At 52.7% G+C, this 24946-nt stretch carries 17 protein-coding genes; all 17 read left to right on the top strand.

The genetic code is table 11. The annotated features are described in order from the left end of the window. Positions 1-6: 6 nt before the first annotated feature. Positions 7-1506: a lysine--tRNA ligase gene (lysS, locus tag KJS55_RS03070; protein WP_213542623.1), complete on the top strand. Its 1500-nt coding sequence runs from the start codon at positions 7-9 to the stop codon at positions 1504-1506. A gap of 479 nt (positions 1507-1985) precedes the next feature. Continuing rightward, positions 1986-3077 carry a hypothetical protein gene (locus KJS55_RS03065; RefSeq protein WP_228300445.1) on the top strand — a complete coding sequence of 364 codons (1092 nt, stop codon included), beginning with the start codon at positions 1986-1988 and terminating at the stop codon, positions 3075-3077. Beyond that, entirely contained in the window at positions 3046-3672 is a 627-nt protein-coding gene (locus KJS55_RS03060; RefSeq protein WP_055179531.1) for a hypothetical protein, read from the top strand. Before KJS55_RS03065 ends, KJS55_RS03060 begins: the two co-directional genes overlap by 32 nt. A 191-nt stretch (positions 3673-3863) precedes the next feature. Further along, a complete protein-coding gene (locus KJS55_RS03055) occupies positions 3864-4253 on the top strand; it encodes a hypothetical protein (protein ID WP_055179532.1) in 390 nt (129 codons plus the stop codon). Positions 4254-4676: 423 nt separating this feature from the next. After that, entirely contained in the window at positions 4677-5648 is a 972-nt protein-coding gene (locus KJS55_RS03050) for a hypothetical protein (protein WP_055179533.1), read from the top strand. After that, complete coding sequence (locus KJS55_RS03045) at positions 5566-6351, top strand: class D sortase (RefSeq protein ID WP_070103818.1); 786 nt, start codon at positions 5566-5568, stop codon at positions 6349-6351. The genes KJS55_RS03050 and KJS55_RS03045 overlap by 83 nt, the downstream gene beginning before the upstream one ends. Before the next feature lie 76 nt (positions 6352-6427). Next, positions 6428-7573, top strand: a complete 1146-nt coding sequence (locus KJS55_RS03040; RefSeq protein ID WP_055179535.1) for a hypothetical protein — start codon at positions 6428-6430, stop codon at positions 7571-7573. Between the two features lie 150 nt (positions 7574-7723). After that, a complete protein-coding gene (locus tag KJS55_RS03035; protein WP_213542622.1) occupies positions 7724-12940 on the top strand; it encodes a SpaA isopeptide-forming pilin-related protein in 5217 nt (1738 codons plus the stop codon). Between the two features lie 64 nt (positions 12941-13004). Beyond that, positions 13005-15152 carry a hypothetical protein gene (locus KJS55_RS03030; protein WP_050624215.1) on the top strand — a complete coding sequence of 716 codons (2148 nt, stop codon included), beginning with the start codon at positions 13005-13007 and terminating at the stop codon, positions 15150-15152. Between the two features lie 69 nt (positions 15153-15221). Then, the gene (locus KJS55_RS03025; RefSeq protein ID WP_055179537.1) at positions 15222-16706 is read left to right on the top strand and encodes a C40 family peptidase; all 1485 of its coding nucleotides are present in this window, start codon (positions 15222-15224) and stop codon (positions 16704-16706) included. 311 nt (positions 16707-17017) lie between these two features. Continuing rightward, positions 17018-19624 carry a VirB4 family type IV secretion system protein gene (locus KJS55_RS03020; protein WP_055179538.1) on the top strand — a complete coding sequence of 869 codons (2607 nt, stop codon included), beginning with the start codon at positions 17018-17020 and terminating at the stop codon, positions 19622-19624. Beyond that, positions 19611-21863, top strand: a complete 2253-nt coding sequence (locus KJS55_RS03015) for a Helicase associated domain protein (protein ID WP_055179539.1) — start codon at positions 19611-19613, stop codon at positions 21861-21863. The genes KJS55_RS03020 and KJS55_RS03015 overlap by 14 nt, the downstream gene beginning before the upstream one ends. Beyond that, complete coding sequence (locus tag KJS55_RS03010) at positions 21784-22437, top strand: HD-GYP domain-containing protein (protein ID WP_077138750.1); 654 nt, start codon at positions 21784-21786, stop codon at positions 22435-22437. Before KJS55_RS03015 ends, KJS55_RS03010 begins: the two co-directional genes overlap by 80 nt. Beyond that, entirely contained in the window at positions 22398-22940 is a 543-nt protein-coding gene (locus KJS55_RS03005; protein WP_050624219.1) for a DUF5697 family protein, read from the top strand. The genes KJS55_RS03010 and KJS55_RS03005 overlap by 40 nt, the downstream gene beginning before the upstream one ends. Beyond that, positions 22927-23616, top strand: a complete 690-nt coding sequence (locus tag KJS55_RS03000; RefSeq protein ID WP_050624220.1) for a DUF6100 family protein — start codon at positions 22927-22929, stop codon at positions 23614-23616. Before KJS55_RS03005 ends, KJS55_RS03000 begins: the two co-directional genes overlap by 14 nt. Further along, positions 23591-23785, top strand: a complete 195-nt coding sequence (locus KJS55_RS02995) for a hypothetical protein (RefSeq protein ID WP_145984960.1) — start codon at positions 23591-23593, stop codon at positions 23783-23785. Before KJS55_RS03000 ends, KJS55_RS02995 begins: the two co-directional genes overlap by 26 nt. Next, positions 23782-24933 (top strand): hypothetical protein, encoded by a 1152-nt coding sequence (locus KJS55_RS02990; protein ID WP_055179579.1) that lies wholly within the window; start codon positions 23782-23784, stop codon positions 24931-24933. Before KJS55_RS02995 ends, KJS55_RS02990 begins: the two co-directional genes overlap by 4 nt. Positions 24934-24946: the final 13 nt, after the last annotated feature.

Below are 24946 nucleotides of genomic sequence, written 5' to 3'. Positions count from 1 at the left end.
ACCAAGATGGCTGAACAAAAGAACAACCCCCAGGCCGAGCAGGATCTGGGTCAACAGACGAAGATCCGGCGGGAAAAGCTGGCTGTGCTCCAAAACCAGGGGAAAGACCCTTTCCAGACCACCCGCTTTGACTGGGACACCACTTCCGGGCAGATTAAGGAGAACTTTGATGCCATGGAGGGGCGGAGTGTGAAGGTAGCTGGCCGGCTCATGAGCAAGCGGGGCATGGGCAAAGTCAGTTTCTGCGATCTCCAGGACCGGGACGGCCGCATCCAGCTTTATGCCCGTCAGGACGAGATGGATGAGGCCGCCTATCAGGAGTTCAAAAAATATGATATCGGTGACATTGTAGGTGTGGACGGCGAGGTATTCCGCACCCAGCGGGGAGAGATGAGCGTCCGGGCCAGGACGATTACCCTGCTCTCCAAGTCGCTCCTGCCTTTGCCGGAGAAGTTCCACGGCCTGACCAACACAGAGCTGCGCTACCGCCAGCGGTATGTGGATCTCATGGTGAACCCAGAGGTCAAGCGGAATTTCGTGCTTCGCTCCCAGTTCATCCGGCATGTACGGGAGTTCCTGGACAGCCGCGGCTATATGGAGGTGGAGACCCCTGTTTTGAATACCATTTCCGGCGGCGCCACGGCCCGTCCCTTTATCACCCATCACAACACGCTGGATATCGACATGTATATGCGCATCGCCACGGAGCTGCCCTTGAAGCGGCTCATTGTCGGCGGACTGGACCGGGTATATGAGATCGGCCGTATCTTCCGCAACGAGGGTATGGACCCCAAGCACAACCCGGAGTTCACCACCGTGGAGCTCTATCAGGCCTACACAGATTTCAACGGCATGATGGACCTTTTTGAGGAGTTATTGTCCTCTGCGGCGCAAAAGCTCTTGGGCACCTATCAGGTAGAATGGCAGGGGGAGAAGATCGACCTGACCCCCGGCTGGCCCCGTCTTCCCATGCATGAAGCGGTAAAGCAGTATTGCGGCATCGACTTCATGACCATTGACAGTGACGACGAGGCGGTGGCCGCCGCCAAAGCCATCGGTGTGGAGCTGCTGGAGACAGCGGAGAAGACCTGGGGCAACGCCCTCTATGAATGCTTCGACCAGAAGGTGGAGGAAAAGCTGATCCAGCCCACCTTTATTACCATGCACCCGGTGGACGTGTCTCCCCTGGCTAAGCGCTCTCCCAAGGACCCCCGGCTGACGGAGCGGTTCGAGCTCTTCATCTGCCACAGCGAGATGGGCAATGCCTTCTCAGAACTCAACGACCCCATCGACCAGAGGGCTCGCTTCCAAAAGCAGGTAGAGCTGCGGGACCGAGGCGACGACGAGGCCGGCATGATGGATGACGACTTCATTACCGCTCTGGAGTACGGTATGCCCCCTACCGGCGGGCTTGGCATCGGCATTGATCGGTGCGTGATGATGCTGACAGGCTCTGACAGCATTCGGGAAGTCATTTTGTTCCCCACGATGAAGCCCCTCGATTGAGAAACCCTTGCAGCGCAAGGGGTTGCAGGCTTTTTCAACACAAGGAAGGCCGGTTTTACCCCCGTTTTACCCCCATTGACTGAAAAGAGGGGGCGGTTTTACCCCCAGAATTTACCCCCAAACTAATTGAAGAGAATGCCACATGAGAAATGCCCATGACGATTGAGTCATGGGCATTTTTTTAGGAATTGCGTATAAGTATTCAACATGAGCGACATCGCGGATATTAAAACTGCGCCTATGTTTCGTCCATCCATAGATTCTCGTTTGAGCGGTTTTCGAAATCTTCTTGTTCTGCCGGTGTTGCTGGACGGACCATAGTCTTCCCGCAATCAGGACAGGCCACCACATTTGTTTCAGAAAAGAGATAATGGCAATTATCACACGCATAAATCATCCATATCAAGCCTCGCTTTCGTGACTAAAGTATAGCACGGAGCGAGGCTTTTTTCAATTTAGACAGGAAGGAGGCCGGTGCGATGAAATGCTTGCTCAAATATCAGTGGATCAAACTCCCCCGTAATCAACTACCGCCCGGAAAGGGCATCATGGGCATATGGGCTCGCCTGGCTTCCAGGGCCGCCTTCCGAAGTGGGAAGGCAACCTACTGCGGCTATATCAACGAAGTGACGGTTGGAACCTGGGCTGGCGGTATTGTAGGCCTTAAAAGCATCATGGGGATGAAGCGGCGGCAGCAGGCTTTGGAGATGATGGACCGTCTCGCAGATCTTTCCTATATTGGGTACACACTGGATCCAAAATCGAAGAAACTTACATACAAGATCACAGATTGGGTTGTAAGGTGCTCTGGAGAGCCCTGTACGGGCCATGAGGCCGTTTACGTGACAGAGGGGTATGGTTTCCTATGCCTGCCCAGAAACGTCACACAGCGCCTTGTAGAGCAAGGCTATTCATTTGATGAGTCAGACGCATGGCTGGACCTTTGGTGCCACACGGTATGGCAGGAGCCGAGCAATGTGTTCTCTCATATGGCGCCGTCAGTCCAATTTGGGCAGTACGGTGCGGTTTTGACCTTGGAGTTCCTTGGCAGGCGTTGGAGATGGGAAAAGACGAAGGTCTGGCGCTTTTTCAGAAAACACGCGGATGCCTTCCCGCTGTATAAGCTGCCAGGTTCCTTTGGATGTCTGGTCTTCAATGCCGCTTATCCCACCGGTGAAAGAATACCGCAGCCCGCCATGGATCAAATAGAACGTATTTTGAGTGAAATACGTATTTTGGGCAGAAATGCGCGCAACAAAACATCAAGCGACCATGCCCAACTCTGCAAACTGGTTGCGTGGTATAGCCGTACCATTTTGCAGCAGGAGCAGACAAAAACTGGCCAAGCATCAGCGGTGGAGGGCCGTGTTGCACATTCGGACTGTAATAATACGCGTGCGTATTTTTCTCCGTGTAAGATTTTAGAGTATGTATGGGAGGACTGCCAAGGTGTCACTTCATGCATGGCGCGATTTGAATTTTTCCACAGTGTTTTGCCTCGGGCCGGACCTGTGGATCAGGATAACGGAGGTATTGAACATGACAGATTTGAAGGCATCCCCTTGTGGTGAAATGTCAGATCAGGGACAAGGCCCTTCTCAAAAACTGCTGCGCGACCTTTTGGAACGCAGAGGGCTTATAGAAGACTCCAGCATCAGAAATGAGAAAGCGCGGGTAGCTGAAAAGGAACTGCGCCGGAATATGTACCACAACACGCAGGTTATGCTTAAAAACTATCGTGATATCGTTTGGGCGCTGGAATGCTTTCCCGGTGAGACTGCCCAGGAACTGGAACAGCCTTTGAAGGATGTGGATGCGCTTCTCAGTGCGGTAGACGCTCAGATTGCTATGGGAAATGCAAAACTGGAGCACCGCCTGCTCAGCATCCGTAAGTCACGGCTGCTTCTGGACCGAATCAACGAAGCGCTGACGGTGCTACGCCATAAGCCTGGAAACGGAGAAATGCTGTACAATATCATTTTCCAGACCTTTATAACGCCGGACAAGCCTAGTCACTCGGAAATTCTGTATCGATTGGATATCTCTGAACGTCACTACTACCGCCTGCGTCAGCAGGCAGTGAATATCCTCTCCATACGCCTGTGGACAGCTCCACAGGGGTGCCTAGACGCCTGGCTTGAGATCCTGACACTCTTGGAGGGCTGATGGCAGGAACGATGGCAGAAAAGTGGCGGAAAAATGGCAAGGTCGGTGCGGCTGACAGGAGGAGTACAAATGTGCTATCCTGATATCGTCCAAAACTGGACCTGACGGCAAGAAGCCGCCTTGAAGCGATTTTACTGGTCGCTTTGAGGCGGCTGTTTTGCTGTCAAAACAAAAAATGAGGAGGTACGCAAATGGCGAACGACGAGAAGAAGCAAGACCTACGGAGTGGGGTCCACCGGCGTTTGGGGGATTGGCTCCATATGGCGATGATCGCCTGCTATATGGCTGTGCTGTTCGTACAGCCTGCTGCCGCGGCAGACGATGATATGTGGACGCGGTTTTCAGAGATTATAGCGAATGTTTACGGCGAACTGCTGGGAATCTCCACAATTGTTGCCGTCACGGCAGCTGCGGTAGCCTTGTTAGTACGCATGATTTCCCGCAATGAGCGAGCTGTAGCGGAGGCGACGAGTTGGTTAAAACGGATTGTAGTGACATGGATCGTGCTGAACACCCTGGGATTCATTGTTGCTTACCTGCAGCCGCTCATCGAAGGCGGCAAGTACACACCCCCCAAATGATAAGTGACAAAATTACTGTACAATAGACAAAATTATGCTCCTCAAAATTCCAAGCTGCACGAACCACCGTGGATTCCATGATGCTGCGAATGGCACAAATCGCGTGGAATCATGGACTCGGCTTGCTGGTCATTGACGAGATATTTTGTGAAAAGCAATCGACAGTGCATCGGTTGCTTTTTTATGGAAAGGGGAATTTTTATGATTTATCATAGAAACTCAGTGTACAGTAATTTTGTAAGTTTACCACACGGACAGAAGAAGCACCCATCTTTACCAAGCCTCAGAAACAGGCGCAGTGTATATAAATTTTGTAATAAAGCCTGCATATTTGAGGCAATCAGTGTACCTATTTTTTGTCACTGAACACCAAACCGTGATCTCAAGTAGTGCTACATCAAAATGATTGAGGAGGACCTGTCAATGAAGAAAAAAATCTTTTCCATCTCTGCATCACTCCTGCTTTTGACTATGTTGGTCATCCCTGCTGACGCAACCAATGTAGATGTTACAGATCCGGACGCTATGCTCCCGGTTGATATCATCCTTGACCAAGATAATCGGGAAATCAGGAAAGTGTACGATCTCTCCCCCAATACCGATCCGTCCACATTGCCTATGCAGCAGTTTGAAAGGGATGGCCTCCTCTATGAATGCACAGATGTGTTGCGTGAGGTCATCATCGGCAGCGAAACGCAGGTGATTACGCAGACGGAAACGGTGGAAAGCGACAAGAAAGATATGGAGACGATTTTATCGCTTCTGCCACAGGAAAAGGAAGTTACCACAGAAGAGGACTTTTCCGGGACTCTGCACCTGGATTTGGACAGTATCAAAACTGAGCCAGCCGGCTATGGAAGTTCTACCAAGCCGGTGACCGCTACGCGCACCTATCCAAACTTGGCAAGCCAAGATATCAACCACCTGCCAAAGAGCATTACGGAGGGGGGCAGAACGCTCAATCTGCAAGATGTCCAATGGCAAACGGATAACACCTATAACGCCGACGACTATGAGATCGGCGACCGCTTTACTGCGGTTTGTACCTATGGCGGCAGCAAAACAGTCAGCTATGTGACCGGCTATACCACAACGGCTGACTATACGGGCGAGGTTTACCGCACTGGCGTCACGGTAATCCGTTATACGGTTATTTTCACAGGTACTCCGATTGAGCCGGTTTTATCAGAAGAAACGCAGGATGCTGGGGAAATAACAAGTTGGCTGATGGTGTTACTGCCGGCACTGGGTGCTCTCGGCATTGGCGCAGGCGGAGCATATTTCTTTATGAAGCGGAAGGAGCGAAAAATGTATGAAGAACTGGGTGAGAACAATGGCGCTGTTGCTGGGCATCACGGCGATGATGATGACGCCGGCACTAGCGGCGGATTATGAGTTTGATGCACCGGACGGCGGCATGTACGCACCTCCCACCTCAGTTGACCAAGTGATCGTGGTCGGTGGAGGGGTGACTGAGAGCAGCAATATTGACCGCAGCAAGAACACTGCTATCATCGCGCCGCCTTTTGGCAGCCCGGAATCCTACCAGCCCGGAGCTGGTACGGTTCTGATCCCACAGGCATCCACGGCAACAGGGAACACGGGTGGCAGTGATACAGTCTACCTTCCCCCTGCATCTTATGTGGATGGTACTCCCACAGAGGACACGAGCCTGAGCAGCACCAAATTTACGCTTCCTGATGGGCTCTACTATACAGATGGGAGCATTGGTCGGCTAAAAATCCCTGTTTTGGGGTTGTCCGTCAAAGTTTATGAGAATGAGAGTCTTGAGAACCTCGCCAAAGGGGCCGGCCACTTTAAGTCTACTTCCTGCTGGGATGGAAATGTGGGGCTTGCTGGTCATAATCGCGGTGTGGCAAACCATTTCGGAAAGATCCATACTTTGGAGAACGGTGACAAAATCACCTATACCACCAAACTGGGCACCAGGACCTACGAGGTATTTTTTGTGGGGCAGATCGAGGAAACAGACTTTTCAAGACTCGGTCGGACAAGCGAAAATATGATCACACTGATTACTTGCGTTCGGAATGTGCCGGAGATGCGCTGGTGTGTCCAGGCCCGGGAAATCACCTGACTACCAAACTTTTGTTGTAAAATTCCTCTCTGTCCGGTAGAATATAAGCAAAGATACATGAGAGGAGGCAGTCAGTATGAAAAAACTATGTTTGGTGGCTCTAAGCATCACCTTGGCCGTGGTACTCGCCTGTCCGGCCCTGGCAACGTCCTCAGAAGAGGAAATTGCAGCGGAATATCTGAAAGAACAGGGGATTCTGGAAGGAGACCAAAACGGAGACATGAACCTCGCGTCCGGTCTGACCCGGGCGCAGTTGGCCGCAGTTCTGACGCGACTAAATGGGAATCAGGAACATGTGCAGGCGGAACAGGAATTTTACATCAGCCAGTGCAAGTTCCCGGATGTCCCGGCATGGGCCAGACTCTATGTAGGCTATTGCTATTTCAACAGCCTGATGGTCGGCTACGATACTGGGGCCTTTGGCGCTGATGACGGCGTGACCCCTGCTGCGGCTTGTACGGTTGTTCTACGGTACATGGATCTTCCAGATATTCAATGGGATTACAACACCGCCTGCCAGACGGCTCTTGACCAAGGGCTGACCACAGCGGAGGCTGTGGCTAAAACTGAGATTACCCGCGGCGATTTGGCAATCATGCTCTATCGGGCGCTGGGCAATACCGATTTTGAAGGTAGTACCGTTACGGAAGAACCGGAGGGAACAATCAGCAGGAACACAGATGGCTCCATCAATTTGCCAGCAGACGGCTCTCAATATGTGCCTCAGGAAGGCGATGTGATCCGCTGCGACGATGGTACCAATTACACCATCACCGATGTAAGCCGGTGGGACAAAAATATGTTTGCTTCCGGACCAGTGGGCGAGTTGCCTGAGCCGACCTGTGATTGGTCTTTGATGCCCCAGGTTGAGTTACCGGCACCAGAGGCCCGGCATTATTCCATCAATGATCATGAGTACCTTTTCGTGCGAAATCTCTATGAGACCCGACGAATGCTTTACACGCTTTATAACGCCATTGGGGATAATCCAGAGACATGGCAGAACGGTGCGCCCGTGTCCCACCCAAGTGGGGCCCCAAAGGTACAAATCTATCTGAGTATTGACGATGGACTGAACCCGCGAGTGTTCTGGCCATGGCGCGCAAATCAAATCATTGACCTGTTCAACTCCTGTCCGCCGGGAACATACCGCATGGAGGCGTGGGATGTCTACAAGGACGGCATCTTCCAGCGGACGGAGTACAACATCCATGTAAGATAGGCCGCTGTAACCAAGATTACAGCGGACAAGCGGTATACGTGAGTATACCGCTTTTTTAATTTCCAAAATAAATCAAAGAAGAATGCCGTGAACCCGAATGCCATTGAGCCGGGGGCGCGGTTTTTTTCTGCCCATTTTTGGAGGAACAACATGAAAAAACGATTTCTAAGTATTCTGTTGGCCATGGTCATGGCTTTTTCAATTTTGCCGACGGCATCGCTGGCGGCGGGTTCGGTTGAGGAAGCCCTCGGAGAGATCGATATCTATAACGGCGGGCAGGAACTTTCCTACCTGATGATCAATGGCCGCGTCCGAACCCTGATCTATACCTACTATAACTACGTCAACGCCAAAGGAGAAATTAAAGAGATTCCGGCCTACTGCGTCAATCCCAATACTACCGGTGTGCCGCAAACGGTTGACGTTGGGGAGAGCATCGAATACTTGGCTGAGGAGAAAACGTCGGATCCGAAAGTGCTTGGCATTGTGGCCAATGGATATCCGACTCGTTCGCTGGAAGAACTGGGCCTTGAGAATAAATACCAAGGCTATTACGCGACTAAAATGGCGTTGTGGTGTTATCTCCTCAGTAATTGGGACATCAACAACCTCAAGGTCAATTCGGCGCTCAGTGGCGTGGAACTGCAGCGCGCACAGAAGATGCTCGCTGCGGCAAAGGACATCTATGCCCGCGGCACAGCATGGAATGAAGTCCTGTCCCCTGAAGTGACCTGTACGCCGGATCGGGATACTGCCTACGAGGTCACTATCGACGGCAAGCAGTACAAACAGCAGGTTTTTACATTCTGGTCAAAAACCTGGGTGTGTGATTATGCAGTTGAGGTTTCCTTTACTGACCCCGGTTCTGTTCCCCGGGGCACCCGTATCGTGGATATGAACAACCGGGACATCACCACAATTACCACTGAGGGTACTGGTGATGGCTATGCGGGCAAATTCAAGGTCCTGTATCCGCTAGAGAGCGTTGAAGGAGAAACCGGCAGCGTCCAACTCTCTTTCCGTACAGATGTCTATAAATACGCCGTATTTTATGCAATTTGCCAAGAGAAGGATGAATACGGTGAACTCCAAAATTATGTAGTCGATACGGACCCGACCACGGAAATGGACCTCTCCACTTTCAGCAACTACGCCGACCAGCCGGTAGAGGAATACGATACCGGGTTGCGGATCATCAAGTATGAAACGGGGACGGAAATCCCGATTAGTGGTGCTCGTTTCGAAGTCGTTGGTCCTGACGGCGATTCCGTCGGTACTTTTGTGACCAATGGGGACGGCCGCATCGAGATCCCCCTTAGCAAAAGCGGGAATTATACCGTAATTGAACGGGAAGCTCCACAGCATTATATGATCAGCGAGGAGCCTGCCCAGAATGTCACCGTCGTCTACGATGAAGTAGCCGAGGTGACATTTTTTAATGACCCCTACGGTACTCTGCGTATTGAGAAAAAATCCAACACCGGCATGAACCTGCCGGGGGCAGTCATCACCGTCGAGCATATTGAGTCGGGACAGACCTTTACCGCTACGACATCAAGTGCAGGCGTTGCTATTTTCGATGAGATTCCCTTGGGTGCATACCGGATTCAGGAGAAGACTGCCCCGGTGGGCTGGCAGTTGGATGATACCGTCTACACCGCCACGGTGGTTGCTGGCGAGACCACTACAATCCCTATCATTAACGAGGAGTTACCGGGATTGCGGATCATCAAGTATGATCGAAAAAATATGGTCGCCATGCCCAATGTCACCTTCGCCGTCTATCGGGACGGCGAATTTTTAGGCAATTTCAAGACAGATCAATTTGGTGAAATCTTGATTGCCGATGCAGAGCCGGGGACTTACCGGGCGTTTGAGGTAGATACCGGCGATGAAGGGCACATTCTGGACACCACCCCCCAGGAGGTGGAACTCCATGCTGGGGACGGCATTAAGGAGCTGTTGTTCTTCAACGATGTCAAGCCCGGATTGCGGCTGGTGAAGGTGGATTCAGATGACCCCTCCAAGGTCATCCCAAACGCTGTATTCGAGATCAAATCGGTGGAGGGGACCTATGGCCCCCAGGAGTTCCGGACGGACGAAAATGGAGAGATCGACCTTTCCATGCTCCCCCCTGGCTCCTATGTAGTGACTGAAAAATCCTGCGATGGCTATGTGATCGACGAGGCCCAGCGTATCATCGAGCTGAAGCCCAATGAAGACGCCCAGTTCGTTTTCACCAATCATATCAAGCCCTCTTTGCAGCTCATCAAGCTGAGCAGCGATGGCTCCCGGCTGGCCGGTGTCACGTTCCGCATCGCCAAGATCGAGGATGGCAGCCACTACCTGGACCGCACCACCAGTTCCACAGGTGAGATCCTGGTATCCGATTTGGAGCCTGGCGTTTATTCTGTGCGTGAATTGTCCTCTGTGCAGGACCACATCCCGGACGATACCGAGCACCATGTAGAGCTGTTTCCCGGCCAGACCAGCACGATCACTCTGACTAACGACAAGCGCCCCAACCTCTATATCCATAAAACCGACGCCGACACCGGGGAGCCTATTGAGCACACGGTCTATCTGGTGAAAGGTGCAGACGGCCACTCCATTGCGGAAGTGGAGACGGACGAAAACGGCGTCGCTGTGGTGGAGAACTTGCTGCCCGGCGTCGTGGAGGTCATCGAAAAGTCAGTCCCGGAGCCCTACCTGCTGGCCGAGGATTCTCAGATGGTGACACTGTTCCCCAACCGGGATCGGGATGTCTATTTCCAAAATTATAAGCGCCCCACCATCGAGATCATCAAGGAAAATTCAATCACACATGATCGAATCGAAAATGTGCCGTTCCAGGTCTGGTATGCCTCCAACAACACTGCTACCGGAGAGTACAACGACCTGGGCGTTTTCTACACCGATGAAGAGGGTCGTATCGTGCTCTCCGACCCGGACCTCTCCCTCCGTGATGGTTGGTTTCGGGTAAAGGAGCTGGAGCCGGCGCCGGGATTTGCTCTGGCGGACCCGGACACGCAGGAGGCGTTTATCGCCGCAGGCGAGGGGCACACATTCCGCTTTAGCAACCGGCCTCTCTCGGCCATTTCCGTATGGAAATATGACAGTGAGACCGGGGCCGCTATTGAGGGGGCTGTGTTCCAGGTCCGGTATCTCTCCGGCAACACCTCCGGCACCGGCGGAACGGTCATCGGTACCTACCGCACTTCGGTAAACGGCTCTTTCACCGTCACGGGCTGCAAGGCCGGCACTTACATCATCGAAGAGCTCTCCAGTGATGGCTCTCATGTGATCGACACCCCGCCTCAGACGGTGTACCTCTCCGGCGAAGATCAGGAGGTTGTTCAGGTCTATTTTGGCAACAGTCCCAAGGGCTCGCTGCTGATCAAAAAGGTGTCCAGTGCCGACAACTCTCCGATTTCTGATGTTCAGTTCTTTGTGACCGAAAGCGACGGAACGGTGGTGGGTGACAGCAACGGCTATTTCACTACCGATTCCGCGGGGACCATCCTCATTGAGGGTATCGACCCCGGCACCACACTCGTGGTCAAAGAAACCCGGGCGAAAGATGGGTTCCTTCTGGACGACACACCCCAGACTGCCCAAATTAAGGCCGGCCAAACTGTTACCCTCGAATTCCGGAATCAACCCACAGGACAGCTCATTATCCACAAGCTCTCTGGTGATGACAGGAAAACGCCGCTTGAAGGGGTACAGTTCAAAATCACATACTCCGACGGAAGTTATGTGGATGCCGACAGCGGGCAGCTTTCCAGCAACGGCCTGTATTGGAGCAACTCGGCAGGTCAGATTATTCTTTCCGGCCTCACGGGCACAGTGGTGGTAACGGAAGTGGAAAGCATCCCGGGCTATACGATTGACCCCAATACGCAGTCCCAAACCGTGGTGATCAATCCCAATGATACACAGGAGTTGTATTTTTACAACAACCCTATAGGCGGCATTGAAATTATCAAGGTCAACGCAAGCAAGACATCCGAAAGAATTCCCGATACCACCTTTGAGATCCGCCGCATGGATGACGCTCTGGTGGATACCATCACCACAGACCGGAACGGCAGGGCCTATCTCTCCCTGGAGGACGGCTCCTATTACGCGCTTGAAGTCGAGGCCAATCCGGACTTCGTATTGGATGATACCCCTCATTACTTCGAGGTCAAAAACGGGGAAGTGACCACCCTGCGAATCAAAAATGAGGCCAATTCCGGTATTTTGATCCATAAGGTGGACACCTCCGGCGAGGGAATCTATGGCGTCAAGTTCCTGCTCTACGACGAAGACCGTAATCCCATTGGGGAATTTACCTCTGATGACGAGGGGTGGGTCTATATCACAGCCGACGACCTGCCGGATGGTGCCAACACCAGTGGCCGGTTTTATCTGCGTGAACTGGAGGCTGCGGAGGGCTACATCTTAGACGAGGAGTATAAGACCGTCTATGTGCGCCCAGGCCGCACGGCGGAAATCGAGTGGGTCAATACGGCGATCACTGGACAGATCCAGATTTGGAAGAAGTCTGCTGACGATAATCCGATCAACGGTTTCCCTGCCGGTACTCCGTTGGAGGGTGCGGTATTTGGAATCTATAACAAGGCCAATGCCCTTGTAGACACCGTTGAGAGCGACAGCCGGGGCCTGGCGGTTTCAAAGCCGCTGCCTTTGGGCCGCTATACCGTGAAAGAGATTTCCAGCCCCCAGTTCTACTCGGTCAGCGATGAAGAGGTGACGGTCTATCTGGAGCATGAAGGCCAAATCGTGCAGGTTGAGTACCTGAATGAGAGCGTTTATACCAATGTGTCTATCAGCAAGAGCGGCTACACACAGGTCGTACCTGGCCAGGAGATCCGCTATACCTTCAAGGATATCGGGAACAACTCCACAGTCCCGCTGGACAGCTTTTATTGGCGTGATACGCTGCCCACAGACGCCGTCCGGTTGGATAAGATCATCACTGGCACCTACTCGGCCCGGCTGAACTACAAAGTCGTGTTCCAAACCAATTTGAACGATACGCAGCGCGTACTGGCCGACAACCTGAACACACAAAAGAACTATACGCTGGACGCCTCTCCTGCGGCTCTAGGACTTGCCTCCAATGAGTATGTGACTCAGGTCACCTTCCTGTTCGGGCGTGTCCCGGGCGGCTTCAAACAGGTGGAGACGCCCTATATTTACTGCGATGTCCTGTCCAATCTATCTCACGAATACCGGTTTGCCAACAAATGCGATGTGGGCGGCATGTGGCAAAACCAGTGGGTGCAGGCGACCGACCGCTGGGTGACTATCATCTACCGCGGCGGTCCTGTCCCCACTCTGCCCAGGACAGGCTATTGATGGTATCCGACTTTGATGGGGGCGGCCGATGGGTCGCCCCCACCCCTTTTGAGGTTACAAAAGCATGTTAGATTGGATTTTTGAGGGGATAGCGAACTGGGTGGCCAGCGTGATGACACAGATCATGGATGCTATATCCGGGGTGTTTCTTGACGCGCTTGGCACCGATATGACCGCAATGGAAGAGTACTTCCCGTTTGCCGTCAGTGCTTATACGGTTATCCAATACACAGCGTGGGCAGTGCTTTTTCTGGTGGTGGTATGGCAGTTATTCCGTGCGTTCAGCGGTCCCCTGTCCGAAACAGAGGAGCCGCTCGCTCTGCTGGCCCGAGGTGCAATCTTTGCGATCCTGATTGGATATGCAAAGCCCATTTTCAGTCTCGTTCTGGACATTGCACGAGCGCCTTATACAGCGCTCATGGAAGAGACTATGGACCCGGGCGACTTTACATTTGCGGGAATCCAGCAGACTCTTACCAATGGGTTGGCTACCATCGTATCTGTAGCCACGGTGGTAGGACTGATTTTGTTGATCATTTTCATGATCGCTTTGGCATGGAACTACTTTAAACTGCTGTTGGAAACCGTGGAGCGATATGTCCTGGTAGGCGTCCTTTGCTATACATCTCCGCTGGCATATTCGATGGGGGCTTCTAAGGCGACTTCCCGGGTCTTTCAAAGTTGGTGCCGAATGGTTGGCTCCCAACTTCTACTGCTGGTTCTGAATGTGTGGTTCCTACGGGCATTTGACTCGTCCGTTGGCCAATTCATTGCGAATGGTGGTGCTTTGAGCAGTGGTCAAGGCAGCGTCTTCTTGTGGCTTTTCTGCGCACTGGCACTTCTGAAAATCGCCCAGAGATGCGACAGTTATCTGGCGGCTATGGGCCTATCTGTGGCACAGACGGGTAGCAGCATGGGAATAGAGATGCTGATGGCTGCCCGGGCGCTGACTGGTTTCTCCAAAGGCGGCAGCAGCGCTGCCTCCGTGTTTGGAGGCGCGGCGAAGAGCGGGGCCGGGGCTGCCGCCGGTGCGGCTGGCGGTGTCACCACAGGCGGTATTTTGTCCGGCTTTATGAGCCACGTGAAGCCCAACAGTTTTGTGCGTGATGCCGTTGTGGACGGCGGAAAACGCATGGGAGTTGGTGGCGGTGTCGGCTTTGTTGGCCGGGTATTCGGAGGAATGGCAGCCCGAAATGGTGCAACATTGACCCCGGAGTCGGTGTCATCAGTGGCAACACGGATGCCCAACGTATCCGGAACAATTGCAGGGGACATTGCCAATCGTAGCCTCAACAGTTATATGCCGCACCTGACAAGCGGCAAAGCCGCCGGGATGACCTACGCTGATACAGAGATTACTGGCGGCCACATCAGCACCAATGCAGTAGGACCGGATGGGCGGCAGGCCAAGGTGGACTTTTACAACACGGCCCAGCATGATGTGCCCACCACCCCCCACACCGTTGTTACTGCTGCAGATGGGAGCCAATGGTATCAGGTGGCCTCTGGGGAGGGAATGGGTGCGTTCTATGCCACCCCCGCATTCACCGGAAATGTATCCGAGGCGGCGCAGGTGTCTGAAGCGTTCCCAAGCGCACCGGACGGCACTCTGCTGCGGCAGGTTGATGAGAGTACGCTGGAGGCCATTTACCCGGATGGCGGCAATAGTCTCTGGTACAACAGCGCCTATTTCCAGGAGCCGGATGCGCCCCATGAAACAATCCAGGGCGCCGACGGTTTGAGTTGGTATGCGATGACTCCTGCAGCATCTGTGCCGCAATTTGAGCCGGTACCAGATGGTGGAAGCGGAGCGGCGGAGCGGTACAACCAGGCGCTCTTTGGCCAGTTTATGCCTGGTTTTGACCAGCCAGTGGTGTCTGTGGATAGTTCCAGAGCTGGGGATGGTATTCTGGAGGTGCGGCATGAGGACGGAAGTGGTACCGCATTCTATGACCGCGCTGTTTATCAGGCTCCACGCGGCGACTACCATGTGTACGAAGACAGCGGTGGCAGCCAGTGGTATGCCATTCATGGCACTCCTGCCGTGGAGCGTCGGCCCGTCTATGAGGACGGGAAACCGCTCTATGAAAATGACAAACTTCAAACATTTACAGTGGAGACGGTACGCTACAAGTCTACTCCTGCCCGGTACTCCGAGCCGAAAAAGAGACCAGTCACAGAGCGTAAGCCGCCAAACAGAAAAAAACATTGACCATCGGGCAGGCATACCTGGGAACGGGTATGCCTGCCTTCATATTTCGGTACAAGCGAGGTGATCTCTATGTCTGACGACCGACAGTTTGGCGAAGGCCAGGACAACTACCTGCAGGGGATACGCAGTGCGGCAGAGGCGGCTAAACAAGCCGGTTCCGCCGCCGGTTCAGTTGGCACGGCGGCTGGTGAAGCGACGGCCAACGCGGCCGCAGCTACAGTGCAAGCCGGTATGGAGACTGGCAAAGCGGCGTCAGAGATCGCCGTCGGAACGGCTGCTGGCGGGCCGTGGGGTGCCGTACTCTCAGCGGCGTGGTCTCTCCGCCACACGCTCTTTAAGGTCTTGGTGTTTCTCTGCTTGTTCCTGCTGTTCATTATCATTACCGTAGTGTCCCTGCCGTCCATCGTATTCAATAATATCTTCCACACTGACCCGACTACCGTTGATCCAAATGGCCCAACTGAGATGACAGCCATCTTCGATGACCTCTCCGCTACTGTGGCCGATTGTATTCAGGCTGGGTATGATGCCGCCTTGGCGGAGGTAGATGAGATTATAGCCGATGGGGGCTATGACTATGACCTGTCCATGGAGGCATTGGTCAATAATGCCTTAGTATCTATGGACTACGATACCTGCTATATCCTGGCTGCCTACTCTGCCTCCATGGGCCAGCGCGGAACGACTAAGGCAGATCTGCAGAGTAAACTCAACGCCGTCACCGACCAAATGTATACTGTCACTTATGAGGTGAAGAGTACCCAAGTCCCGGTAGAGAATGAAGGGGGCGATGGGGAGACGCAGGAAACGGTGCAGTATGTGGCCTGTACGATCCACCCATTTGACCAGTCGATTATCCTGAAGGCCTTTGACGTGGACGTGGATGCTACATACGATCAGTTCCAGATCTCCTATGGGGATGCGATCCTCAATATGTCTAATGCGCTGAAGATGACTATGTATGGGACCGCCAGTAACGGGAGCGTGCCGCCTATCAGCGACGCGGAACTGAACTTGTTTCTGGCCAGCCTGGACTGCAGCGGGAAACGCAAGGAACTGATGCGCTGTGCCCTCTCACTGGTGGGCCGCGTCCCATATTTCTGGGGCGGGAAGAGCGCGCCAGGTTGGAATGAGGAGTGGAACACCCCCAAACTGGTCACTGCGGCGGGGTCCAGCAGCACAGGAACGATCCGCCCCTATGGACTCGATTGTTCCGGATTCACGGAATGGGTCTATCAGACAGCGTTAGGCGTGACACTGTATGATGGGTCCTGGAACCAGTGGGATGCCACGCATGCCATTTCAGAAGACGAACTGCTGCCCGGCGACCTCGGCTTCATGGCGGTGCCCGGTACAGTCCCAGTCAACCATGTACTGCTCTACGCGGGAGAGGATGCCGACGGAACCAAACTATGGGTCCACTGTGCCAGCGGCACTGGCGTGGTGCTGAACTCCCCAGACTATGTGACCCAATACCGACGCAGGAATGATATTGATTTAGAAGGAGATCTGCCCTTGGCAGACATCACGGAGGAGATTGGATATGGCGGATGATCGAGAGTTCAGCAATGTCTATACTATCCCGCCAAACTACACTGATTCTGGAAAATTGCTGGGCGGTCTACTGGAGACACGAAATACAGTAGAGGCATGCATTCTGCTTTTGCTTGTGGGCTATCCGGAATTGATGTGGATGCATCTTCCAGCTACTGCAAAAGTTGTTGTGATGACCGTGACGCTGTTGCCACTGGGCGTCTTCGCCCTGATGGGCATTGGCGGGGACTCTCTGCTCCGGTTTGTCACCAATATGGTTCTGTTTTGGGTACGGCGCCGCCGATTGCATTACAGGAGGATAGGATACCACTATGGCACGACAGTCACACACAGGAAACGCCCGTCGGCACAAAAGCCCAGGCCGTCGGAAAAAAGCAGCCGCCCGTCTGGAGTTCGTACAGGACTACATTCCCCTCAAAGAGATCAGAAACGGGATCGTTGAAACTACAGATGGCCGGTACCTCAAAATCCTGGAAATTGAACCCATCAACTTTCTGCTTCGCTCCAATGAGGAGCAGTGGGGCATTATCTCTACGTTTGCCAGCTGGCTTAAAATTTCGCCCATGCGCCTGCAGTTTAAGTCCGTAACCCGCAAAGCGGATTCTGACAAGTATGTGGCGGGACTGGAGGCGGACATTGAGAGCGAGGACGTAACGGCCTGCCGGGAATTGGGGCGTGGTACTATCCAGTTCATCCGGGAGGAAGGTAGCCGTGAGGCATTGTCCCGCCGGTTTTTCCTGATTTTTCAATACGAGGCGGTGCGCCGCCAGTCCGATAACGATTATGGTGAGGTCTACGCAGCGTTGCAGACGGTGACGCAGAATGCCAAGACCTATTTCGCCCAATGCGGCAACAGTATTGTACAGCCAAAAGATGAAGACGCATTTGTAGCTGAAATCCTGTATATGTACTTCAATCGCCGTTCCTGCGTGGAGGACCCTTTCCAGAGTCGGCTCAACCGCGTGGTGGTGGATGCGATGGCGGCAAAAAGGCGAGTTGTCGGCATCGATCCAGTCCCGAAGATCCGGACATCCAACTTTGTGGCCCCTCGCGGCCTTGACTTGAGTCATGCTGGCTACATTATTATGGATGGGACCTACTATACCTACTTATATATTCGCAAAAACGGATTTCCTCAGCAGGTGCGGGGAGGTTGGATGTCTTCACTCATCAATGCAGGCGAGGGCGTAGATGTGGATCTGCATCTGCACCGCGAGATCCGTGGTAAGACCATTGATCGAGTGGCCCAGCGCATCCGGCTCAACCGCACCAAACTGCGAGAACTGCAGGACACCTCCACTGACTATGAGGAACTGGCTGGCTCTATCCAGGCCGGTTACTACATCAAGCAGGGACTCTCCAGCCGGAATGAGGACCTGTTCTATATGTCGGTGCTCATTACGATATCTGCCCCTACCTACGAAGAACTGCAGTGGCGTAAGCAGCAGATGAGTGACTTGATGAAGTCCATGGACATCCAAGTAGGTGACTGCCTGTTTCAACAGGAGGCGGCACTGCGATCCACCATGCCATTTCTCTACCTCGATCCTGGTCTGGAGCGCAAGTCCAAACGAAATGTGCTTACTTCAGGCGCGGCCTCGACCTATATGTTCACCAGTTTTGAACTGTCTGATGACAATGGCATTCTCTTGGGTCTTAACCGGCATAACAATTCGCTGTGTATTGTCGATCCATTTAATACAAAAGTCAATAAGAATGCCAATTTTACTATCTGCGGGACATCTGGCGCCGGTAAGACCTTTACCATGCAGGTGATGGCGCTCAGGCTTCGGATGCGCGGCGTCCAGTGCTATATTATTGCTCCGCTCAAAGGCCATGAGTTCAAGCGTGCCTGCCACAAAATTGGCGGTACCTATATCAAACTGGCCCCGGGTTCCAGCGCCTGCATCAACGTCATGGAGATTCGTCCTACACTCACACCGGAAATGGAACTGATCGACGAATTGGATTACAACGACATCGACTCCATGCTGGCAAAAAAGATCCAGCAGTTGATGATTTTCTTCTCCCTTCTGATCCCCGATATGAATAATGAAGAGGAGCAGATGCTGGACGAGGCCCTGGTCAAGACCTACGCCAAGTTCGGGATTACCCACGATAACAATTCTATCTATGTTGACCAGAGCAGGGGAGAGATCAAGACTATGCCAATCCTGGGAGATCTCTATGAGATACTCAAGGAAAATCCACTGACTACCCGGCTGGCCACCATAGTCAGCCGCTTTGTTACAGGCAGCGCCCAGAGTTTTAACCGCCAGACCAATGTAAACCTAGACAATAAGTATGTTGTGCTGGACATCTCGGAACTCAAGGGCAAACTGTTGCCGGTAGGTATGATGATTGCGTTGGACTATGTGTGGGACCAGGTGAAGGCAGACCGTACCAGACGCAAAATGGTGTTTATCGACGAGATCTGGAAACTGATTGGCGGCGCGGCCAACAAACAGGCTGCGGAGTTTTGTCTGGAAATATTCAAAATTATTCGAGGCTACGGAGGAGGCGCCCTTGCGGCAACGCAGGACCTCTCCGATTTTTTTGGCTTAGAGGACGGCCGTTATGGCAGAGCAATTCTGAATAATTCCAAGACGAAAATCATCCTCAACTTGGAGCCGGACGAGGCAGAATATGTGAAAGATGTCTTGAAATTAACTCGAACTGAGATCCGCAGCATCACACAGTTTGAGCGCGGTGAGGCGCTGATCTCCAGCAACAGCAACAAAGTGCCGGTCATTATCAAGGCATCCCGGGAGGAGCAGCAGATGATCACTACCGACCGGGCTGAACTGGAGGCTATGCTCAACGAATTAAAGGCGGTAGCCGATATTGCGGAAAGCGGAAGCAATGGTTCTTCTGCGGGTTTGACTGGTGGAATGGAGGGAAAAGATGCCGAAGATTGAACTTTACCCACATAACCAAGCTGCACTCAACCATTTGGAGGAGGCCCTCAAGTATACACGCCGTGCTGCGGTTATCCAGCCTACTGGAACTGGGAAGAGTTTTGTTGCGCTGGCTTTTATAGAACGCCGGCCGAATAACTCGTTTTTGTATCTCGCACCATCTACGCATATCTTCAATCAACTGAAACATCATGCTGGGCATACAGATGTGCTTCTCCATACAACCATGATGACATATCAGAAACTTTGCCTGCTTCACGAGGACGAACTTGGGAAACTGGAGCCGGACTACATTATCCTTGATGAATTTCACCGCTGTGGGGCGGATGACTGGGGAAGTGCGGTTGACCATCTTCTCGCTTTGTATGTTGAATGCTTCTTAATTGGATTTACAGCTACCCCAGTCCGGTATCTGGATAAGGCCGGCACACGCGATATGTCTGAGGAACTTTTTCACGGAAGTATTGCAAGTTATTATACCCTTCAAGATGCAATCAATGATAAGGTCCTGCCGGTGCCGCACTATGTATTGGGAGATATCCTGATGAACGAAAGGGTCTCTTCTCTGGAAACCGCATTAACGCAGGTTGCCTCTTATGGGAGGGCTCGTACTGCTGGTTATTCATTGTTAGAAAGCCTTAAAAGAAATATGGCAGAAGCGCAAGGAATTGACGAAATATTTAAGTGCCATATGCCCAATAGATTTGCAAAGTTGATCGTATTCTGCCGGAATCTTGAACATATTGCGCAATGTCGGGAAGACATGCACCGTTGGCTGGGACCAGGTAAGAAAATCAGGGAGTATGTCTGCCGTTCAGATGAAAAGGCCGCTGATATTGAACTCAACGCCTTTGCTGGGGATAATGAAAGGAATGCAATACGGTTGCTCTACTGCGTGGATATGCTGAATGAGGGTATCCACATCAAGGATGTGGATGGGGTTGTCATGTTACGCCCTACGATAAGCCCGATTGTCTATTTACAGCAGATTGGACGCTGTCTCGCCTGCAGTTCGGATGGTAGTACATCCCCGGTAATTTTTGATTTGGTCAACAACTATGAGTCTGCACGTGTTGAAGAGTCTGGTCAGCGTGTATTCAATATTGAGTTTTCCCACCATCCCAGCAGTGGGAAAGGGAAGAACACGCCTATACCCTTTTACATGTCTGGGGTCCCCACACAATTCGAAGCCATCCTTGAGAAGTTCGATCATCTATTTACGCGGGCGGGACGATGGGATTTTTGCTACTCCATCCTCCAGGAATTTTACCACGAATACGGCCAATATCCGCATAGCCGCACATGTTACCGAGGCATCAAAATAGGGAGGTGGCTATCGGAACAAATCCTATATATCCAGCACAACAGTCTATCAGTAGCCCGAAAGGAAAGGCTGGAGATGCTACCTGGCTGGTCGACTTTTCTGATTGAACGACAACCAACCAGACGTACATTCGATGACTACTATAAAGAATTGCTCGTTTACTTTGAGAGAGAAGGGCACATTGATATTCCACAATCATACATAAATCCATCGACAGGATGTAAACTGGGCCTTTATCTGACACGTTTACGCAACATTAGAAAAAAGACCGATAGGGGACATTTATCGCAGGACCAGATCAATAGACTGAATGCTCTTGGCATGAAGTGGGTGAAAAGAGAGCACCCATATCGGGACTTCGATTATTATTACCAGCAACTGATAAAGTTTTACCGCCGAGAAGGGCACATCAAAGTTCCCACAAGGTTTATTGATCCTGATACTGGTTGCCATTTGGGCAACTTTATCAATTGTGTAAGGCAGGCAAAGAGGGGAACGGGCCATGATATTGTTCTGACAGACCGGCAAATTGAGATGCTCAATGACTTAGGGATGGTTTGGCAAGTCCAGGCATCTCCATTGCCATTTGATACTTACTATGAGGAGCTGCTCCGATACTATCGGAGGGAGGGGCATATTAGGGTGCCTGGGAACTATATTGTGCCGGAGAATGGATGCAAACTTGGGAAATTCATTCAGCGAATGAGAGCAATTCGTGCGGGCACTGCGTCTAGTGGGTTTATCACCCAGGAACAGATCGCAAAACTGGATGCGATGGGTATGGTTTGGAATGCATCAAATTCAAAAAAGAATTTAGAAGAGAGGAGTTGCAGAAATGGATATTTTCACCTCGTTGACAGCGGAGGAGATCGCACACAGCAAGCGGACTGCGGAGATCAGCAGAATACTGGCTGAACATGCGGATTATGACTCGGCTGAAGTACACGAAGTGTATCAGGCGGCATTGCTTCACGATATTGGGAAAACAATGATCCCGGTGCGCATCCGTTGTAAATCGGGCAGTTTATCAGAAGTAGAACGGTCATCAATGCGGAAACATACGTCAATTGGACATTTTCTGCTGCTACAAACCGGAACGATGCTGGGGACATCTTCTGTTGTGGCCTTGCAGCACCATGAACGGCTGGACGGCAGCGGCTATTTGGGGCTGCAAGATGCTGAAATTCACCCTCATGCAAAAATAGTAGCAGTGGCAGACGTTTTCGATGCCCTGATCTCGCCTCGCCCTTATAAGCGTCCGTGGGATATCCGTCGAGTCAGCGATTACCTAAAATCGTGCGCTGGCGTGAAATTGGATGGTGCCATTGTCAGACTGCTGCTGGACAATCTTCCACAGGTATTGGCCCTATATCGGGACAGTACACGTATAACCTGCAAAATACGTATTTCTCCCATTTATACACATAGAGGAAGGAGGGAAACAAAACTATGCTGTTACAGGAAGAACAGTATATCATCCATTGGCTGACAGAGTATGGGCCGCTGCCTAAAGCGCAAATTGTCCGAATGCTGAAGGACAAACCGCCTAAGACGGCAGAAAAGATTATTCGTGCGCTCAAGAACGAGGTCATGCTCCACGAAATCTCCGGCGGGTACTATCTGGGGGTGGACCCCATGTGCCAGCCGGATCAGCGCATGATCCTTGCCGTATGGGTGTTGCTGCAGTTCATTGACAGGGTGGACCCTATGGCTCACTATCCCGCTACTTATCCGTCCCAGATTTTCTTCCTCAAAGAAGATATTGGATATGAGATTGTTGTCCTCTACGATGGCGAACAGCATCTGACCAGACTGCTTCAGCCTCAGGAGGATCTGCGGTATATCCTTGTCCTGCCACATATCAACATGGCGCAGGAGCTGGTCTTGCCATCTGCGCCTCACCTGTTTGCGACTGTGGATTACAACGGACAGGAGACGCCGGATGTACGGTTCTTTACGGAAAGCGAGGGGGACACCTATGCCGCGGTCTGAGTTTGAGCGGGCGCTTGGAGCAGCGGAGCATCGGGCGGGAAGAGCGGCGGTGGAATTAGCCCGTACTCGCCGTTTGCTGGAGCGGGAGGACATGGCCGGTGCGTTCGGGGCGGCATTCGCATTTTCCGCGGAGGTAGAGAAACTCGCGCTTCTTGCGCGTGTCCTGCCAGCCTATACCGGACATCCCAAGGCAGCGGAACTGAAGGAGCAGATGCTGATGGACACGATCCCCGTGGAGATGGGATATGCAAAGCGTGGGTGGTTTCGTTTGCAGATCCCTGCACTGCTGCCGAAGAAGGAGTCCGGCTCCCCCATCTACATCCAGCAGTATCTCTACCCGGCGCTGCGGCGCTATTTTGCTGGAAAGCCGCCGGCTCTCTATCAAAATTGCGTGCTGGCCTACCGCCATGTGTACTGTCGGGAACGTCCGGAGCGTGCCTATCGGGACCACGATAACATTGAGGTCAACATGGTGACAGACATCATCACGCTGTACCTGCTTCCGGATGATGCGCCGCGGCGATGCGCCCACTACTATTGCAGCGCCGCCGGGGCAGAGGATCAGACGGAGGTCTATGTAATCCCAACCAGCCGGTTCCCCACATGGCTGGCGGCAGAACAGGCGAATGATTTGGAGGAGGAAAGACTGTATGAAACGAGCGAAATTTGGGACTAAAAAAGTACGGGATTTGAGGCCCAGTTTCACCCCATTTTTCCACGTAAATCCGAAACGCAGGAAAATACCTGAAAAATCAAGGGTTTCCCAAGGTGACAGGGAGGCGTTTTGCGGCAAAGAGAGGAAAAGCCATGCCTTAAAATCAGACACGACCGGGCAGTCCCAATGATCACACTGCGACCGGGCAGTCATGTTTACCGCCTGCTGCTTTTACTGGCCATTGCTGGGGAATACCCCATGCGCTCTCTGCATCTGTTAGGCAGCAGCCGGACGCTGGAGGACCTTGTCCACCGGCTGGAGCATGTGCAGGACTTCCGCACCTCCACTGGGGCAGACCTTGGCTCCTGTAAAATGATTACCACAAGTGGGAGGGGCGAGCGGCGGACAATCCGGCTGTATAAGAGTGCGCTCCCCCTCCTGCAGACCCTCCATCCGGCAGCCCTCGCACACTATTTAGACATCACTCGAAATCATCGTTTTTCTGGGAGTGCGGAACATATCGAGCGCAACCACCGAGTCGCAGAGACGGTGGCGATGTGCTTGGTTGCGGACGTGGAGACACGTCCTTTTCTACTGCCTGTTCTCCAAAGGCGGGCAATTCAGCAGGTTGTACTGGATGGGGCGAGTTTTTACACGGCAAAATCCGTGAAGCGGCTGGACCATGCGGAAATGAACAAGACGATTTTCACACGGCTCACGGGCGCGCTCTTCAGCCCTGGTTACTGTTATGCTGTCTATAACACGCGCAATGCAGTGATGAAGTGGAGCGGTATGGGCGAGTTCAAGACAGCACGGCATTTGGAAGAATTATCCCGTATGAATGCAGGCCCCGCCCGGGCAGACCATGCACTTCTGTTGGGAGAGAATATGGATTTGGCCCTGCAGACCTTGCTGGAGTCGGATAAAAGCGGCCGCATAGAACTGCGTTTTGACCGTATCTATCCACACGTACATTTTATCCCAATGACAGAGCAGGGAATCCGACTGCTGAGGCTCCTAACGCTCCCAGACTGGAAAGAGCGGGTCCTGTCAGTTGTCTTTCCGGAGCAGATGCGTACAGTGGGACCGGGCGTGATGGAGTATGACGCTCAAAACGGGAATACCCTGATTCTCTCCCACTTGGACGGCGACATCGCACGGCTTGTGCGGGTGCGGCAGGCGCTGGAGCACAGCAAGGTCCCATATGAGATCATGTGTTTCCCCTGGCAATGCCCATTCCTGCACGGGTATATCGGCCCTCGGGCACAGCTGCGTGAAATCAGCATGACTGACTTGGAGGCGGCGCTGGGGATCGGACCTCAGGCAGATGAGATCTGACTGGAAGGGGGGA

The sequence above is a fragment of the Pusillibacter faecalis genome (assembly GCF_018408705.1).
GTDB lineage: Bacteria > Bacillota > Clostridia > Oscillospirales > Oscillospiraceae > Oscillibacter > Oscillibacter faecalis.
The sequence above is the reverse complement of the archived record's forward strand: the minus strand, read 5'-3'. Positions and strand labels throughout refer to the sequence as shown.